13 protein-coding genes are annotated in these 16,345 nt (G+C 56.5%); 10 read left to right on the top strand and 3 right to left on the bottom strand.

The window, feature by feature from the left end; translation table 11 throughout:
- Nucleotides 1-175 precede the first annotated feature (175 nt).
- The 3 genes from glpQ to KDN35_RS15165 all read left to right on the top strand — a co-directional run bounded on the left by glpQ (nt 176) and on the right by KDN35_RS15165 (nt 3,343).
- Nucleotides 176-1,282 (top strand): glycerophosphodiester phosphodiesterase, encoded by a 1,107-nt coding sequence (gene glpQ, locus KDN35_RS15175; protein WP_171563973.1) that lies wholly within the window; start codon nt 176-178, stop codon nt 1,280-1,282.
- 295 nt (nt 1,283-1,577) lie between these two features.
- On the top strand, nt 1,578-2,468 hold the full coding sequence (gene erm, locus KDN35_RS15170) for a 23S ribosomal RNA methyltransferase Erm (RefSeq protein ID WP_171563972.1): 891 nt from the start codon (nt 1,578-1,580) through the stop codon (nt 2,466-2,468).
- On the top strand, nt 2,465-3,343 hold the full coding sequence (locus tag KDN35_RS15165) for a putative RNA methyltransferase (RefSeq protein WP_212133133.1): 879 nt from the start codon (nt 2,465-2,467) through the stop codon (nt 3,341-3,343). Before erm ends, KDN35_RS15165 begins: the two co-directional genes overlap by 4 nt.
- Before the next feature lie 132 nt (nt 3,344-3,475).
- On the opposite strand, the gene KDN35_RS15160 is transcribed toward KDN35_RS15165, so the two are convergent.
- Nucleotides 3,476-4,342: a transporter substrate-binding domain-containing protein gene (locus KDN35_RS15160; RefSeq protein WP_171563970.1), complete on the bottom strand. Its 867-nt coding sequence runs from the start codon at nt 4,340-4,342 to the stop codon at nt 3,476-3,478.
- A gap of 299 nt (nt 4,343-4,641) precedes the next feature.
- Between KDN35_RS15160 and KDN35_RS15155 the strand changes: the two genes are divergently transcribed.
- Together KDN35_RS15155 and KDN35_RS15150 are read left to right on the top strand one after the other, a co-directional pair.
- Nucleotides 4,642-5,334, top strand: coding sequence for a response regulator transcription factor (locus tag KDN35_RS15155; protein ID WP_212133132.1), 693 nt, complete (start codon nt 4,642-4,644; stop codon nt 5,332-5,334).
- Nucleotides 5,312-7,492, top strand: a complete 2,181-nt coding sequence (locus KDN35_RS15150; protein ID WP_212133131.1) for a histidine kinase dimerization/phospho-acceptor domain-containing protein — start codon at nt 5,312-5,314, stop codon at nt 7,490-7,492. Before KDN35_RS15155 ends, KDN35_RS15150 begins: the two co-directional genes overlap by 23 nt.
- 31 nt (nt 7,493-7,523) lie before the next feature.
- Here the strand turns inward: KDN35_RS15150 and fumC are convergent, their stop codons facing one another.
- Nucleotides 7,524-8,912 (bottom strand): class II fumarate hydratase, encoded by a 1,389-nt coding sequence (gene fumC, locus KDN35_RS15145; protein ID WP_212133130.1) that lies wholly within the window; start codon nt 8,910-8,912, stop codon nt 7,524-7,526.
- 155 nt (nt 8,913-9,067) lie between these two features.
- Here fumC and KDN35_RS15140 point away from each other — a divergent pair, with 155 nt between their 5' ends.
- The 4 genes from KDN35_RS15140 to lplT all read left to right on the top strand — a co-directional run bounded on the left by KDN35_RS15140 (nt 9,068) and on the right by lplT (nt 14,566).
- Nucleotides 9,068-10,456 carry a sensor histidine kinase gene (locus KDN35_RS15140; RefSeq protein WP_212133129.1) on the top strand — a complete coding sequence of 463 codons (1,389 nt, stop codon included), beginning with the start codon at nt 9,068-9,070 and terminating at the stop codon, nt 10,454-10,456.
- A 14-nt stretch (nt 10,457-10,470) separates the two neighbouring features.
- Entirely contained in the window at nt 10,471-11,109 is a 639-nt protein-coding gene (locus tag KDN35_RS15135) for a response regulator (protein ID WP_212133128.1), read from the top strand.
- A gap of 128 nt (nt 11,110-11,237) precedes the next feature.
- Nucleotides 11,238-13,352, top strand: a complete 2,115-nt coding sequence (locus tag KDN35_RS15130) for an AMP-binding protein (protein ID WP_212133127.1) — start codon at nt 11,238-11,240, stop codon at nt 13,350-13,352.
- On the top strand, nt 13,349-14,566 hold the full coding sequence (gene lplT / locus KDN35_RS15125; RefSeq protein WP_212133126.1) for a lysophospholipid transporter LplT: 1,218 nt from the start codon (nt 13,349-13,351) through the stop codon (nt 14,564-14,566). The genes KDN35_RS15130 and lplT overlap by 4 nt, the downstream gene beginning before the upstream one ends.
- Before the next feature lie 62 nt (nt 14,567-14,628).
- Here the strand turns inward: lplT and KDN35_RS15120 are convergent, their stop codons facing one another.
- Complete coding sequence (locus tag KDN35_RS15120; protein ID WP_212133125.1) at nt 14,629-15,990, bottom strand: MATE family efflux transporter; 1,362 nt, start codon at nt 15,988-15,990, stop codon at nt 14,629-14,631.
- Nucleotides 15,991-16,158: 168 nt separating this feature from the next.
- Here KDN35_RS15120 and KDN35_RS15115 point away from each other — a divergent pair, with 168 nt between their 5' ends.
- The gene (locus KDN35_RS15115; RefSeq protein WP_171563961.1) at nt 16,159-16,338 is read left to right on the top strand and encodes a small acid-soluble spore protein H; all 180 of its coding nucleotides are present in this window, start codon (nt 16,159-16,161) and stop codon (nt 16,336-16,338) included.
- Nucleotides 16,339-16,345: the final 7 nt, after the last annotated feature.

The raw sequence follows: 16,345 nt of genomic DNA, 5'->3' as shown, positions 1-16,345 counted from the left end.
GGTTGACAACATAGGATTGCGCCTGTATATTTTAAATAACAAAATATTTTGAATATTTGTGGCGGAGATGACGGAGATTCACAATATTCCCTTGCGTGTCAAACGCTTGTTGGAGTATGTGAATCTTTTTTATGCTCCGCTGCCGGCAACACACACTGAAACAGGGGGAATGCGAATGAAAAAGGTATTGTCGTCTCTCGTGCTGCTTCTTACGTTGAGCTGCGGACTGGGGTACACCAGCACCAGCCATGCCCAGGAACAAAAGCTGGTGATCGCCCATCGCGGCGCCAGCGGCTATCTGCCGGAGCACACGCTGGAAGCGAAGGCGATGGCATATGCCATGGGGGCTGATTACATCGAACAGGACGTCGTCATGACAAAGGATGACAGGCTCGTCATCCTGCACGACCACTATCTGGACAGGGTGACCAACGTGGCTGAGGTCTATCCGGACAGAAAGCGGGCGGACGGACGGTATTACGTCATTGATTTTACGCTGGACGAAATCAAGCGTCTGCGTGTGACGGAAGGCTTCGACCTCAAAAACGGTGCACAGGTTCCCAATTACGAAGGGCGCTTTCCGATGTGGAAATCCTCGTTTCAGATCAGTACGCTGGAAGAAGAAATCGAGCTGATCCAGGGGTTGAACAAGAGCACGGGTAGAAACGTCGGTATTTACCCGGAAATCAAAGCCCCGTGGTTCCACCGGCATGAAGGCAAGGACATCAGTCTCGCCGTGCTGAAGGTGCTGAAATCGTACGGATACGACAGCCGCGACGACAAGGTCTACGTGCAGTGTTTTGACCCGAATGAAACCAAGCGCATTCACGACGAGCTCCTCCCCAAGCTGCAGATGGACGTAAAGCTGGTGCAGTTGATGGCCGTGAACGACTGGAACGAAACGATGGTTTATCAAAACGGCAAGGCCGTCCCTTATGATTACGACTGGATGTTTCAACCAGGGGCAATGAAGAAGATCGCCGAGTACGCGGACGGCGTCGGGCCGTGGTGGCCGATGGTCATCCGGGAAGATTCAACGCGGGATCGCCTGAACATCACCAATCTGGTCAAAGAAGCCCACGCCGCCGGACTGGAGGTGCATCCCTACACGTTCCGCCTGGACGACGGGCAAATCCCCGCCTTTGCGGCCAGCTTTGAAGAACTGCTCGACCTGTTCTACTTTACTGCCGATGTCGACGGCGTCTTTACCGACTTCCCTGACCGGGCCGTCCAGTTTTTACGCAGGGCTGAATTCCGGGCAAACGGGTACAGTCAAAACTGACCAGGCCCGGCGAAATGCGGGGAGCGTTGCGATTCCCGTGGCGCTTCCCCCTGACCGCCCGTATCGGAAAAATCGGGCAACGATTGAACCGCACACTCAAGCAATGATATAATTCAAATTGTCCTGGCGGCTGATAAAACCAAGATGGAGGACACTCATACATGTTGCGTTACACAGGCATCTATTTCATTCGGATTCGGTAATGGAAGGTACAGAACATGTAGGCTCGGCCAACATTTGACAATGGGTCGGGTTTATTTGTGCTGTACCTTTATTCATTCCCGATTACGAATGAATGAGGTGCTTTTTTGTGTCCAAAAACAGCCGAATATCGCAAAAAAACGGGAACCGAGGAACGCAAGGGACAGGCAAATACGGTCCCAACAGTTCCGGCCAACATTTGATTTGCAGCAAACGACTGGTTCGCCGCATGATCCAGCTCGCTGAAACCAAGCCGCACTCCCTTGTGCTGGACATCGGCGCCGGAACCGGTGCCATTACGATGCCGCTGGCACAGGAAGGGTTGCGGGTACTGGCAATTGAGAACGACCCGGCATTCGCAGAAAAGCTGCGGAAGAAATGCGGTGAAGCCGACCATATACGGATCATTGAAAACGATGTGCTGAAGTGTACGCTGCCCAGGGAGCCGTTCGTGGTGGTTTCCAACATCCCCTTTTCCATTACGACTCCCATTCTCGGAAAACTGATGGATCAGCCGGCAATGCCGTTCCAACGTGCCGTGCTGATCGTCGAATACGGGGCGGCTCGCCGGTTTACGGCTGATCCGATCACCAACCCGCGGATTCTGGGTTGGCGCATGTGGTTTGATATCACCTTCGTGCAAACCGTTTCTTCCGTTCATTTTTCACCTCCGCCTCGGGTGAATGCGGCCATTTTGCTGATCAGCAGAAAAAGCAGGCCGCCTGTGGCGATCGGGGAACATCGCCGCTTTATGGGGCTGGCCCTGCATGCCCTGCGCTCTCCGTACATGCCCGTGCGCGAGGCCTTGAGCGGCATATTCACGGTTCCCCAAATCACGCGTTTGACGAGAAATCTGGGAATCGATCGGAACGAGCCGATCTGCTCGTTGAATGAAACGCAGTGGGCCCTCACGTATGATGCCATGCGACATTATGTGGACCCGCACCGCTGGCCGAGGGTACCTAAAGCGGGGTGGACCACATGAAAAAAATCGAGCAGGCCGCCCGCCTCTTTCGGCAGCACAGTGAGATGTTCAGGTGTCCCCTGTGCAGCGCCGGCATGAATATGAACGAGTCCAACAGTTTGATCTGTACGAACCGTCACTGCTTTGACCTCTCCAAACACGGATATATTCACTTGCTGTCACGAACGGCAAGACCGTCGAAATACGGCAAAGCGGTGTTCGAATCCAGACAGGCGATGTGCCGAAACGGTTTCTTTGACGAAGTAATCGAGCAGATCCGGGACATCGTCAGCCGTGAAACCAAAGACACCCGCACCCTCCGCATACTGGACGTCGGGTGCGGGGAAGGCTCCCACCTGGCTGGTTTGACAACAAGCCTGGGTATGACGGCGGAACGAGCGATCGTGGGGGTCGGCATGGATCTTTCCAAAGACGGGATACATCTCGCTGCGAAGGAGTATCCCGGCCTGATCTGGTGCGTGGCCGATCTGGCGCGTAGTCCCTTCGCGGACAAGCAGTTCGACGTCATCCTGAACATCCTCTCCCCGTCCAACTATACGGAATTTACCCGGATGCTTCGCGATGACGGTCTCCTGATCAAGGTGGTTCCCGGCCCCGGCTACCTCCAGGAATTGCGAGCGCTGTTCTACGAGCAGACAGACCGGCATGCCTATTCCAACGACCATGTGGTCAGCCATTTCCGGTCGCACTTCCCCCTGGTTCAGACCTTTCACATTCGCTGCGGCAAACGGCTGGATCAAACAAGCCTGACGCACCTGATTCACATGACGCCCCTCTCCTGGGGCACGGCGGAAGAAAATCTGGAAAAGGCGCTTCATGCAGGCATTTCCTATGTGACCGTCGATATCGAGGTGCTGGTGGGTAAAAAACAATAACCATAGGCATGTGATAAAGAAACGGCCCGGATGGCACGATCATCCGGGCCGTTTTTTCATACAAAAGTGGGCATGTTCCTCGCGATGGAACATGCCCTCTTTTCTTCGTGTCATGGTAATGGGAGCCGGGTGCTACTCGACCCATTTTTTGTACAGCTCGTCAAATTTGCCCTGCAGCTTCATTTCGTCGAGCCATACGTCCAGGTAGCTGGCGAAGATGAAGTCGCCGCGCCGGATCATGTAAGCTTTTTCGCTTTTGGTGAACGGATCGTTCACGCGGGCGGCGTACAGACGCGGATCGTTTTTCGCGTACACAATCGCTTCAAAGGTGTCGGTGATCATGACGTCGTAGGTGCCGTTGGCCACCAGACCCGGGATGTCGAGGTTGTTTTGCACCACGGTTACATTTGCATTCGGCAGATATTCACGCACGAAACTTTCGTTGGTTCCACCCGGGTTGACGCCGATGCGGACGTTCGGTTTGTTGATGTCCTCGATGGTTTTGTACTTGTCCTTGTCTTCCGCGCGGATGAGCGGCACTTTGCCGAACTGCACGTACCCCTCGCTCAAGTGGGCAGTTTTCTGTCTGTCGGTGTTGCGGGTCACGCCGCCCACGGCAATGTCAAACTTGTCGGCGAGCAGATCGTTCATCAGTGTCGGCCAGGAAGTTTGCACAAAGCGGGCTTCCACGCCCAGGCTTTTGGCGAACTCTTTCATCGCGTCGATGTCGTACCCTTCGTATTGGCCTGTTTTCGGGTTGAGATATGTAAACGGCTTGTAATCTCCGGTGGTTCCGATGCGGATGTACCCTCTCGCGATGATTTCATCCAGCCGGGATTCGAATTTTTTCTTGGCTTCCTGCTTTGCGGCGCTATCCGCGACGGTCGCCGCCGGTTGGGCCTGTTGGGCACCTGCGGCGGTCACATAAGCGGCCAAGCCCGTTCCCGCCAGGGAAACCGCCACTGTTCCTGCAATCAGCATGCTTTTCCATTTTTTCATTGTCGTTCTCCTCCCTTGTAGCCGTTTTGTCAGTTTCTCTTGTCGATCTTGCTTTGCGGGCTGTCAAGCAGGGGCTCTCCCCTCCCTACATGTTTTGTTACTTTTTTCCGTGTTAAAATATGCGAAAAGATTAACACAAATTGAAAAATGAAGGCCAGCCTCCCCGCCGACGCGGAAGGTCGGGACCATTTCGTAAGAATTTTGTAAGGATTTCCCAAGGTGATTTGTAAAACATTCTCGGTAAGATAGAAGTGGCTCAGGTACACGACACATTTAACCAAGCAAGACGGGTGATGATCATGCCAACGTACAATGTCCTGGTCGTGGACGACGAAGCGGAAATCCGGGACGCAATCGAAATCTATCTGAAAAACGAAGACATCCGTGTGCTGAAAGCAGGAAACGGGCAGGAGGCCCTGGCGGTTTTGGAGCAGGAAGAGGTTCATCTGATCATCCTGGACATCATGATGCCGGAGATGGACGGGATCAAAACGACGTTTGCCATTCGGGAGAGCAAAAACATCCCGATCATCATGCTGTCGGCCAAATCGGAAGACACCGACAAGATTCTGGGGCTGACCGTCGGTGCCGACGATTACGTGACCAAACCGTTCAATCCGCTGGAGCTTGTCGCCCGGGTGAAATCGCAGTTGCGGCGTTACACCCAACTGGGCAACTACATCGCCAGTGAAGATGAAATCCGGGTGCGGGGACTCGTCTTGAACAAGCGGGAAAAAACCGTGTACGTGGACGGCGAGGAAACAAGGCTTACCCCTACGGAATACAAGATTATGGAGCTATTGATGGAGAATCGGGGCAGGGTCTTTTCGATCGAAGAGATTTACGAAAAAGTGTGGAAGGAGCCGTGCCTGAACGCGGATAACACGGTAGCCGTGCACGTGAGAAGAATTCGCGAAAAAATCGAGATCAACCCGAAAGAACCTCAATATCTCAAGGTGGTGTGGGGCATTGGCTACAAGATTGAAAAATAAATACGGGCCGGTCATCGCGCTGGTCCTGCTTGTCCACCTGTCGGCTCTGGCCTTGCTGGCGACCGCAGATGTGATTCGGCACCGCGAATACCTGGACAAGGATTACTACTTTCGCAGCCCGTCTTTTCACCAGGAACTGGCGGAGGTCGTTCACCTGGCCATCATGGTTCATTTCAAGGAGAAGAATGATCCCTATCTGATCGAAACGGAAGAGGCGGGCACCAAAACGCCGGAGCAAATCCGCGAGACGTTTGCGGCCGATCTCCGGGAGAAAGAAGCGGAAATTGCAGAACGATATGCAGCCGACATCATGGAGGCAGAGCGCAGCGGCAATCACGCCGAAGCCGGCAGACTCGCGCAGGCGCGCGATCAGGAACTGGCCCGAGTGAAGCAGGAACTTCAACAGCAGATGGATGAGCAGATCAAGTCATGGGAAGCGGCCCGGGATCGAGCATATGAACAGGCGAAAAACGCGTTGGCCGCACAAGGCGACACGATCAAATACTACATCAACGATCGGAATACGGGCAAAGTCTACACCAACCATTCCTCCGACCTCAACATCATCCGGGACCTGCAAAAAAAGGCGGCTTACTCGATTCATTTCCCGCTGGCTTCGCCGAAAAATTGGTCGATACAGCAGGCGAATGAATTCTTTCTCACCAACAATCTCGAAGGGTATTTCATTATCCCCCAGGCAGCCGCGGGGTACTCACGTTTTCAAGACGATTACACCTATGCGCTCGGCATACGGGAGCGACTGCTGAACGAATGTATCCTGTTGGTCGTAAGTGTTATCACGGCAGTTGGACTCTTCGTTTATCTGCGGAAGCGCAGTCCGTGGGATTTCCCGCTTGTCGACAGATGCGCCTCCTTGTTGCGGCGGGTTCCCCTCGATGCAAGAGTTGCGACAGTTCTCACGGTCGGGCTGGTCACACTGAGCTGGGTCAGGGACGAATCGTTCTTCTATTTTCCCATCGGCCTGAAACATGTGACAACGCTTTCCTTTACGGCGGCATGCATCGCCTATCTGGGGATCAACGCAAGCGAGGCATGGCGTTTAATCAACGACCACACGCTCATTCGGCAGCAGTGGGAGTCCAGCTTGTATCGCAAATTCCGCACGCTACTGGCTGAGAGCTTCGCCAATCGATCCGTATTTTTCAAGGCCAGCCTCATCTTTGTGCTGACGATCGGCCTGGGGACGGGCATGGGTTTTGTTCTGACTAGCCTTTATTATGGATCGAAGCGGCTGTTTTTGATGGGGGCAAGCTGTACGCTGCTGTGCCTTCTATTCGTGCTGCCGTACATCCTCAGCCGGGTCGCCCTGCTGAACAACATTCTCCGGGGAGCGGACGAAATGGCCGCCGGCAATCTGGATTCTCTCATCGCAGAGCGCGGCAAAGGGAATCTCGCCCATCTGGCCCGCTGCCTGAACAACATCAAGCTGGGACTGCGCCACGCCCTGGAAAGTCAGATGAAGAGCGAGCGCCTCAAAACGGAGCTGATCAGCAACGTTTCGCACGATTTGAAAACGCCGCTCACTTCCATCATCAACTACGTGAATCTGCTGAAACGCCCCGATCTGTCGCCGGAAGAGGTCAGCAGCTACATCGATGTGCTGGAACGCAAAACCCACAGGCTGAAGGTGCTGATCGACGACCTCTTTGAAGCATCCAAAATGGCAAGCGGGTCCGTCGAGCTGCATATGGAGCGCGTCAATGTGGCCGCCCTGCTCAATCAGGCCCTGGCGGAGTTTAACGATGCCATTACCGAATCCTCGTTGACGTTCCGGGTCCAGACGGAAAAGCCGCACATCCACGCGCTGGCCGACGGGAAAAAAACCTGGCGAGTCTTTGAAAATCTCATCACCAACGTCCTGAAGTACGCGCTGCCCCACACCAGGGTCTACATTTCGCTGACCGAACAGGAGAACAGCGTCGTGCTGACGATGAAAAACATCTCCGCCTACGAGATTGATTTTGACCCGGACGAACTGTTTGAACGCTTCAAACGAGGCGACCAATCGCGCCACACGGAGGGCTCCGGTCTGGGACTGGCCATCGCCAAAAGCATCATGGAACTGCAGGGAGGGCGGCTGGCCATCGAGCTGGACGGCGATCTGTTCAAAGTGATCGTCGAGTTTCAAAAGGCGTAACGAAGGGGGCACCTGGAATGCCCCCTGCTTGCTATTCTTTCGGATGAATCATGTTCTCCGGCCGAACGATCCGGTCGAACTCCTCCGCCGACAACAGCCCGCTTTTGACCGCCGCCTCCCGCAGCGTGATCCCTTCCTGATGAGCCAGCTTTGCGATTGTCGCCGCCTTTTCGTAGCCGATGTGCGGATTCAGCGCGGTGACCAGCATGAGCGAGCGTTCCAGATTCCGTTCGATCACCGGCCGGTTCGGTTTGATGCCGACTGCGCAGTTGTCGCAAAACGAACGCATGGCGTCAGCCAGCAGCCGGGCCGATTGCAGGAAATTGTAGATGATCACCGGCTTGAACACGTTCAGCTCAAAGTTGCCCTGGCTGGCGGCAAATCCGATCGCCGCGTCGTTGCCCATCACCTGGCAGACGACCATCGTGAGCGCTTCGCTCTGCGTCGGATTCACCTTGCCGGGCATGATGGAGCTGCCCGGCTCATTGGCCGGAATCGTGATCTCGCCGATGCCGGAGCGCGGACCGCTGGCCAGCCACCTGACGTCGTTGGCGATTTTCATCAGATCGGCGGCAAGCGCTTTGAACGCGCCGTGGACGTGAACCAGCTCATCGTGGCTGGTCAAGGCGTGGAACTTGTTGACCGCGGAGACAAAGCGCTTCCCCGTCAGCCTGCTGATCTCTTCCGCCACCATTTCGCCGAACCGGGGATGAGCGTTGATGCCGGTGCCGACGGCCGTGCCGCCGATCGCCAGCTCCCGGAGGTATTCCGCGCTCTCCGTGATCATCCGTTCGCTTTTTTCCAGCATGCGGTGCCAGCCGCTGATCTCCTGTCCCAGCGTCAGCGGGGTGGCGTCCTGCAGATGGGTGCGGCCGATCTTGATCACGTCCCGGTACTCCTCGCTCTTCTGGCGCAGCGTTTCCTTGAGGGCGGCCAGAGCGGGCAGCACCTGGTCTTCGACGGCGATCAGCCCGGCGACGTGCATCGCCGTCGGAAACGTGTCATTGGAGCTTTGCGCCTTGTTGACATCGTCGTTGGGATGGACCCGCAGCGCGCTTCCCTGCCGCTCCAGAAGCTGGTTGGCCCGGTTGGCGATCACTTCGTTCACGTTCATGTTGGACTGCGTGCCGCTGCCGGTCTGCCACACCACCAGGGGAAAATGCTCGTCCCACTTCCCCTGCAGCACCTCATCGGCCGCCGCCGCGATGGCCTCCGCCTTCTCGCTGTCCAGTTTGCCCAGCCGCTGATTGACCAAAGCCGCGCTTTTCTTCAATACGGCAAACACCCGAATGATCTCCCGGGGCATCCGTTCCGTGCCGATCCGGAAGTTCTGGTAGCTGCGCTGCGTCTGCGCCCCCCACAGTTTGTCCGCGGGCACCCTCATTTCTCCCAGGGTATCCCTTTCGATTCTGTACGCCATGCCGCTTCCTCCTTCATGGAATATGCACAGTATATGATGTCCAACGCGCCTTTTTTCACATGTTGCTGTTCTTCATGCCTGCCCGAAATCTTCCGTCTCCCCCGCTACTTCATTACAGTATAATAAGCATAGACGAATGACAGGAGACTTTCGCAATGATGATCCTGATTTTGCTGGCCATCTGGGCCTTCGGGTTATTTGTCCTCTTCACCGATCCGAAAAGCACTTACGCCCGCTGGGGGAGCGCTACAGCGTTTGTCGGGGGAGGCGGCTTTTTCTCCGCCGTGATCGACGAGACGCTGTTTCCCCTGTTGCAGGACTATGCGGCCCGCTATCCGGCACTGGCAGCTTTGCTGCTGTTCACCAGCCGAAGTGCCTCCTTTCTCTGTCAGGTGGGGCTGCCGTACACGTACCTCATGTTTGCCGTCCACTCCGGTGATTGGTTCACGCGCAAGACGAAGCGGCTGATTCAGTACGCCGCCCTCGTGCCCCCGCTGGTCATGTGGGCGATCACGCCGATCTACCCGGTGCTGGCGTTTAACTACTGGATCATGGTCGCCTGGGTCTTTCCCTATTTCATCGCAGCGAGTCTGATGCTCGTGCTGCTGTACCTAAAGGAAAAAGACCCGCTCGTCAAAAAGAGCCGTCTGTTTACCAACATACTCGTCATCATTCCCCTGCTGCTCGTGTTCATCCTGATCTACGTGATGCGGACGCAAAACCTGTACGACGCCTGGCGGTACAACACCCTGGTCGTTGGAATTCAGTTTTTTCTGATACTGTTCATCAGCGTAAAGTACGGGTTTCTCGGCGTGAAGCTGCGCGTGGAGAAGCGCCGCCTGGACAGCACGCTGCGGGCGATGACCTCCGGGGCGCAGATCGTCAACCACACGATCAAGAACGAAGTGGGCAAAATTCTGCTCTACGCCGACCGGATCCAAACCCGCGCCGCCGAGACCAACCAGCCGGCTCTGATGGAAGACGCGCGGATTTTGTCCCAATCGGCCCAGCATATATTAAATATGGCCAACCGGATTCAGGGACAACTGCAGGACATCGTGCTGCGCGAGGAAACGGTGAACCCCAGCGAAGTGATTGCCCAGGTGCTGCACACGCTAAAGCCTGGTGCCGACGAGCAGCACGTCCAGATCGTCACCGAGCTGGACGAAACACTGCGGCTCACTTGTGATCGCGTACAGCTTCGGGAGATTCTCACCAACCTCTGCATGAATGCCCTGGAGGCGATGAAAGCGGGCGGCACACTCACGCTGCAATTGTTCTTGTCCAACAAACATTTGGTCATCGCGGTGGCCGACACGGGCGTGGGAATTGCCCAGGAGCACCTGCCCTACGTGTTTGACCCGTTTTTTTCCACCAAGAAGACCGGCCAAAACTTCGGCCTGGGGCTGTCCTACTGCTACAACGTAATGCAGAAGCACCAGGGCATGATGGAGATATACAGCGTCAAGAACCAAGGTACGACCGTGTTTTTGTTCTTCCCGCGCAGACGTGTCGCGCGAGCCGGAAGAGCGGAGGCTCACTAGGGGGGTAAACAACCATGGAAAAAATTCGCGTGTTTCTCGTGGAAGACGACCCGGCCTGGCGAACAGGCCTGGCTGATTATCTCAACCGGCAGGACGACATCACTGTCGTCGGCGAAGCCGGGTCCAGAGAAGAGGCGATCGAGCGCTTTAAAAACTGCGAAGCCGACGTGGTCCTGATGGACATCAATTTGAGCGACAACAATCTCGACGGCATCGACACCGCACTTGCCTTCGCCGACATGCGGGAAGACTGCTGCATCATCATGCTGACATCCCTGACGGCGCAGGACGTGATTGTGGAATCCTTTTCCGCAGGTGCCGTCAATTACATCAGCAAGGCAAACTTTGACGAGATCCCCGATGCCATCCGGGCGGCCCACCACCGCCAATCGGCGATCCACCCCACCGCTGCCGCCGCATTGCGCAGCGAGTTTCTGCGCTTGAAACAGGATGAGGCCCAAAAGCTGCTCTCTCCGGCGGAGAAAGACATCCTGCGGCTGATCGACCAAGGCCGCACCCAGTCCCAGATTGAACAAACCCTGCACATTACCAGACGGACGATCAAAAATCACATCAACCGCATTTTAAAAAAAATGGGCGTCAAAACCAGCAAGGAAGCGGCCGCCAAAGCGAAACAGAAAAAGATGATCTGAGACGTTTCCACAATGTCCCAGCAGGTGTTATGACCAGGTACCAATGAAAGTTGGTACTTTTTTTGCCGGGGCCACTCCTTAGAATGAAAGCTAACAGCACTTATTTTTTCGTAAAGGTGTGGTCCGAAATGGCACTCATGTATCATTTGGTCAAGTGGATCCTGGTTCTCTGGTTCCGCCCCCGCTTCCGGGGCCTCGACAAACTGGACGTCTCGCGGCCTTGCATTATCATCCCCAACCACGTCTCGCTCCTGGACGCGGTTCTGCTGGCCTTTTTCTTGCCGTCCAGCACCACATTTGTCGCCAACACAGAAATCGCCAAAAGATTCTCATTTTTCCTTCGATTCCGCAAGCATGTCACAGTCGACCCGCTTAATCCGTACTCGATCCGTCACATGCTGCGGGTGCTCAAAAACGGGGAATCGCTGGTGATTTTCCCCGAAGGCCGGATTACCACCACCGGCGGCCTGATGAAAATCTACAGCGGCGTCGGCTACCTGGCCATGCGCACCGGTGCTCCCGTCTATCCCGTCATCATCCAGGGGCTGGAACGGTCGGTCTTCTCCTATCTGAAAGGCAAAGTGCGGATCGCCTGGTTCCCCAAAGTGACCATTACTGTCGGCACGCCGTTCACCTTGCACAAAAACGATCACGAATCGATGCGCGAGCAAAAGGCAGCGGCCAGCGACTTTATCCTGCGCACGCTGCAGACTGAGCTGTTCCAGGCGCGGATGAAGCAGGACATCAACCTGTTCGACGAGGCGCTGGAGGCATCCCGCATCCACGGTGCCCGGCAGGTGATCGCCAAGGATCTGACCACCTCCGTCAGCTATCGCACCTTGCTGGTCGCCAGCTACCTGCTCGGCGACAAGTGGAAGACGCTCCTGGCCGGCAAACAGTCCGTCGGCGTGCTCCTGCCCAACTCGGTCGGTCATCTGGTCACCCTGCTCTCCCTGTTCCGGGTCGGGATCACTCCCGCCATCCTGAACTTCTCGCTCGGCATCCGGTCGCTTGTAGACTGCTGCGAGACGGCAGGCATCGACACCGTCCTGACCTCCCGCGTGTTTATCGAAAAAGGGAAACTGGAGCATTTGATCCAGGGCCTTTCCGAGCGCGTCGCGATCATCTACCTGGAGGATGTGAAAGCCTCCGCGACCACCGGCAACAAGCTCACTGCCCTTTACCGCTACCTGACCCGCCAGCGGTCGCAGGCAGGCGCCAACGAACTGATCCTGTTCACCTCCGGCAGCGAAAGCAAACCGAAAGGCGTTGTCCTGACACACACCAATGTGTACGCCAATATCAAACAGGTGACCAGCGTGATCGACATCACCGCCCGCGACAAGATTTTCAACGCGCTGCCGATGTTTCACAGCTTTGGGCTGACGGCAGGCACCCTGCTTCCGGTCGTCGCCGGGGTCCCCGTCTTTCTGTACCCCAGCCCGCTGCATTACAAGGTGATCTCCGAACTGTGCTACGACCAGAATGCGACGATCCTGTTCGGCACTTCCACCTTCCTGGCCGGGTACGGCAAAGCCGCCCATCCCTACAACTTCTATTCGCTCCGCTACGTCTTTGCCGGTGCGGAGAAGCTGAAACCGGATGTACGGCAATTGTGGATGGAGAAATTCGGAGTGCGGATTTTTGAAGGCTACGGCGCGACGGAGACGTCTCCGATCCTGTCGCTCAATACGCCGCTGGCCAACAGGCCGGGCACCGTCGGACGGCTGCTGCCTGGCATCCAATCCCGTCTGGAGCCGGTGGAGGGCATCGCCCGCGGGGGTCATCTGCTGGTCAAAGGGCCCAATGTGATGAAAGGGTACCTGATCCACGGCAAGGGTTTCCTCCCGGCAGACGACTGGTACCCGACAGGCGATCTGGTGGAACAGGATGCCGACGGCTTTCTCACGATCCAGTCGCGGTTGAAACGCTTCGCCAAAATCGCCGGCGAGATGGTCTCGCTCAATCTGGTGGAAGAATTGGCCGCCCAGTGTTTCGGCCACTCCGAACTGGCCGCCATCGCCGTCAGCGACCCGCGCAGAGGCGAAAGAATCGTGCTGTACACGACGGACGAATCCGTGCGCATGGACCGGCTGCGAGCATACCTGGCGGAGAGGCAGTTCTCTCCCCTGCTGCTCCCATCCGCCGTGCAAGTCATCAAGCAGCTGCCGCTTCTGGGCAGCGGCAAAACCGATTACGTCACGCTGAAACAGTTTGCCGAACAAGGGAGGAACGCGTCGTGAAGACGAGATGGCAGCCGCTTCAAGCCCTGTATTTCACACAGTTTTTGTCCGCATTTGCCGACAACATGATTTTGTTCGTGATCGCCAATCTGCTGCGGGAGAACGGCTTTTCTCCCGCGATGCTCGCACTTGTCTCGATGTCGTTTTTCCCGCCGTACATCGTCCTCGCCCCGGTCGTCGGACCGTTTGCCGACAAGCACCCCAAATCAGTGGTGCTGGTGATCGGCAACCTGATCAAGGCGTTCGGCGTCCTGCTCTTGCTGGTGACCGACCACACCAGCATCCTGATGCTGATGCTCAGCTACTTCACGGTCGGGGTGGGCGCTGTCGTCTACTCTCCGGCCAAGTACGGGATTCTGCCGGAGCTGACGCATAGCGAAGACGAGCTGTTTCGCGCCAACGCACGAATCGAAGCGTACACGATCTTCGCCATATTGACCGGGATTGGCGGCGGAGGGGCGATCGCCTCAATGACGCCCCCATTGATCTCCTCGCTGATCTGCATGGTCCTGTACGTCTGTTCCGTGGCGCTGACGTTTTTCATCCCGCGCCTCCACGGCAATCCCCGGATTCGCTACGGCACGGAGGCGCGGCGGTTCTTCCACAACTTTCGCCAGTTGATGGGACGGCCTAAGACCAGCTTCTCCCTGATCGGCACCGGCGCGTTCTGGATGAGCTCAGCCGTGCTGCGGGTCGCGGTGCTGGCCTGGATTCCCGCCGCGCTCGGCATCCATCCGGAGAGCTTTTCCGTCTCGCTGATCCTGGCCACCACTTCGATCGGGATCATCTTTGGCGCGTTTCTCGCGCCCCGGCTGATCCCGCTGAACCGGTTCTACCGTTCAGTTGTCTACGGATTCGGCATGTTCCTGTTGATTCTGCTGTTCCCCTGGTTTCACGTCACGGCGATCGCCATCCTGTTCCTGCTAATGGTCGGCTTCATGGGCGGGGTGTTTATCGTCCCGATGAACACCGTGCTGCAGGAAGAAGGCAAAAAGGTCGTCGGTACAGGGCAGACGATTGCGATCCAAAATTTCGTCGAAAACATCCTGATGCTGGTCGGCTCCGGCATCTACTACGTCATCGTCTACTTCGGCGCCAGCGTATCCGCTGCAATCGTAGCACAGGGGGGCCTGCTGCTGATCTTTTTGCTCTATCTCTACGCACAGACCAGGCAGTTTGCCCGCGGCCGGGTGGAAAGCAGCCCGGGCCTGTGATGAAAAAAGCCGTGACGCGCTTCGTGTCACGGCTTCTTGCTGTGTTGAACTGCCGCAGCCGCTCAAGCAGCTGCGTCGGCTTTGACCGTCCGCCGCTGCATCAGGAGCAGCCGGCCGAACAAAAACACGGCGCCTGCGGCCAGTCCGGCGATCAGGCCAATCCAATACCCGAACGCGGCCAGGGAGGTGTAGTTGGCCAAGAGATAGCCCAGCGGCAGGCCAATCACCCAGTAGGAGACAAGCGCGGCGACGAACGGGACCGTCACGTCCTTGTACCCGCGCAGAATGCCCTGGATCGGTGCAGCCACTGCGTCCGACAAGAGAAACAAAATGGAGTACATCAAGAAATGCTGTGTAAGCTGAAGCACGTCCGGGTCGGTCGTGTAAAAACCGGCCACCTGTTGGCTAAACAGGAACAGCCCGACGGCGAACAAACTCGCCATCATCAGGGCGATGCCGATGCCCAGGAAGCTGTACTGGCGGGCGTCCCGGAATCGTTTGGCCCCCACTTCAAACCCGACCACGATCGTGAGCGACATGGAGATGCTCAGCGGCACCATGTAAATAAACGAAGCGAAGTTCATCGCCGCCTGGTGCGCCGCGATCGTAACCGTGTTGAATTGGCTCATCAGCAGCGTGACGGCGGCAAAAATGCTCACCTCGAAAAAGATCGAGAAGCCGATCGGCACGCCAAGCCGGAGCAGTTCTTTCCACGCCGGCAAGGACAAGCGGAACATCCGCGAAAACATCCTGTATTCGGTAAACGGCTGAACGCGATGCACCACGTACAAGCTGATCAGGGTGATGCACCAATAGGTGATGGCCGATGCCACCCCCGCACCGACGCCCCCGAGCCGGGGAAAACCGAACTTCCCGAAAATGAGCAGGTAGTTCAACGCGACGTTGATTGGCAGGGAAATCAGCGTAATGATCATCGTCACCCGCGTCATGCCGAGCGCGTCGATAAAACAGCGCAGCACCGTGTAGACAAACATGGGGACGATGCCAAACGACAGCGCAATCAGGTATCGCCTGGCAATCTCGCGTACGTCCGTCTCCAGGCTCATGCTGTTCAAAATCGGCTCAAGAACCAGCGCACCGCACAGGATGACAGCGACGCCGATCACGACGGACAAATAGAGCGCCTGTATGACTGTAAACGGCACCTGATCCTTCCGCATCGCCCCCACCAGTTGGGCCACCATCGGCGTCACCGCCAGCAGGATGCCGGTCAGCCCTGACTGGATCGGGACCCAGATGCTCGATCCGATCGCCACGCCCGCCAGGTCGACGGGACCGGCGTGGCCGGACATGATCGTATCAAAAAAGGTCATGGAAAACAGGGCCAACTGCGAGACCAGAATCGGCAGCAGCACGGACAGGAACTGACGCAATTTTTCTTGGAGCGTGTGCGTTTGATACATGATTTGTTCTCCTCCGAATACGGCAAATACAGCGAATGTGAATGATTCGTCCCGCTTTCACCCAAGAGATGCTCCGTCTATTCTACCATGTGATCTCGTTTGCGTCCGCATATGGATAACTTCGCGAGCACACAATATCACTGGAAACAACGACAAGGAGGGCAAACGATGAACGTACAACGGGCAAAAGAAATTGCCGCTTCCCCCGTCATGGCAAACGTGACCTGCGACGGCATTCCCGTCTACATCCAACATGTCGATGAGCAAAACGAAACGGCCCGCATCTATCCCCTGGGTGAGCCGGAGAAAGAACGGACAGTGCCGTTGGATAGCCTGATCGAGCACTAAGACAAGA

Source organism: Brevibacillus sp. NL20B1 (genome assembly GCF_018195675.1).
In the GTDB taxonomy this organism is placed as follows: Bacteria; Bacillota; Bacilli; order Brevibacillales; family Brevibacillaceae; genus Brevibacillus; species Brevibacillus aydinogluensis.
The sequence above is the reverse complement of the archived record's forward strand: the minus strand, read 5'-3'. Positions and strand labels throughout refer to the sequence as shown.

What these genes read in the sequence shown, in the direction of transcription:
- KDN35_RS15140 (WP_212133129.1), top strand. Translation starts at nt 9,068, where the DNA reads ATGATGATCCTGATTTTGCTGGCCATCTGGGCCTTCGGGTTATTTGTC.
- KDN35_RS15155 (WP_212133132.1), top strand. Translation starts at nt 4,642, where the DNA reads ATGCCAACGTACAATGTCCTGGTCGTGGACGACGAAGCGGAAATCCGG.
- glpQ (WP_171563973.1), top strand. Translation starts at nt 176, where the DNA reads ATGAAAAAGGTATTGTCGTCTCTCGTGCTGCTTCTTACGTTGAGCTGC.
- KDN35_RS15135 (WP_212133128.1), top strand. Translation starts at nt 10,471, where the DNA reads ATGGAAAAAATTCGCGTGTTTCTCGTGGAAGACGACCCGGCCTGGCGA.
- KDN35_RS15115 (WP_171563961.1), top strand. Translation starts at nt 16,159, where the DNA reads ATGAACGTACAACGGGCAAAAGAAATTGCCGCTTCCCCCGTCATGGCA.
- fumC (WP_212133130.1), bottom strand. Translation starts at nt 8,912, where the DNA reads ATGGCGTACAGAATCGAAAGGGATACCCTGGGAGAAATGAGGGTGCCC.
- KDN35_RS15130 (WP_212133127.1), top strand. Translation starts at nt 11,238, where the DNA reads ATGGCACTCATGTATCATTTGGTCAAGTGGATCCTGGTTCTCTGGTTC.
- KDN35_RS15120 (WP_212133125.1), bottom strand. Translation starts at nt 15,990, where the DNA reads ATGTATCAAACGCACACGCTCCAAGAAAAATTGCGTCAGTTCCTGTCC.
- KDN35_RS15160 (WP_171563970.1), bottom strand. Translation starts at nt 4,342, where the DNA reads ATGAAAAAATGGAAAAGCATGCTGATTGCAGGAACAGTGGCGGTTTCC.
- erm (WP_171563972.1), top strand. Translation starts at nt 1,578, where the DNA reads ATGAGGTGCTTTTTTGTGTCCAAAAACAGCCGAATATCGCAAAAAAAC.
- KDN35_RS15165 (WP_212133133.1), top strand. Translation starts at nt 2,465, where the DNA reads ATGAAAAAAATCGAGCAGGCCGCCCGCCTCTTTCGGCAGCACAGTGAG.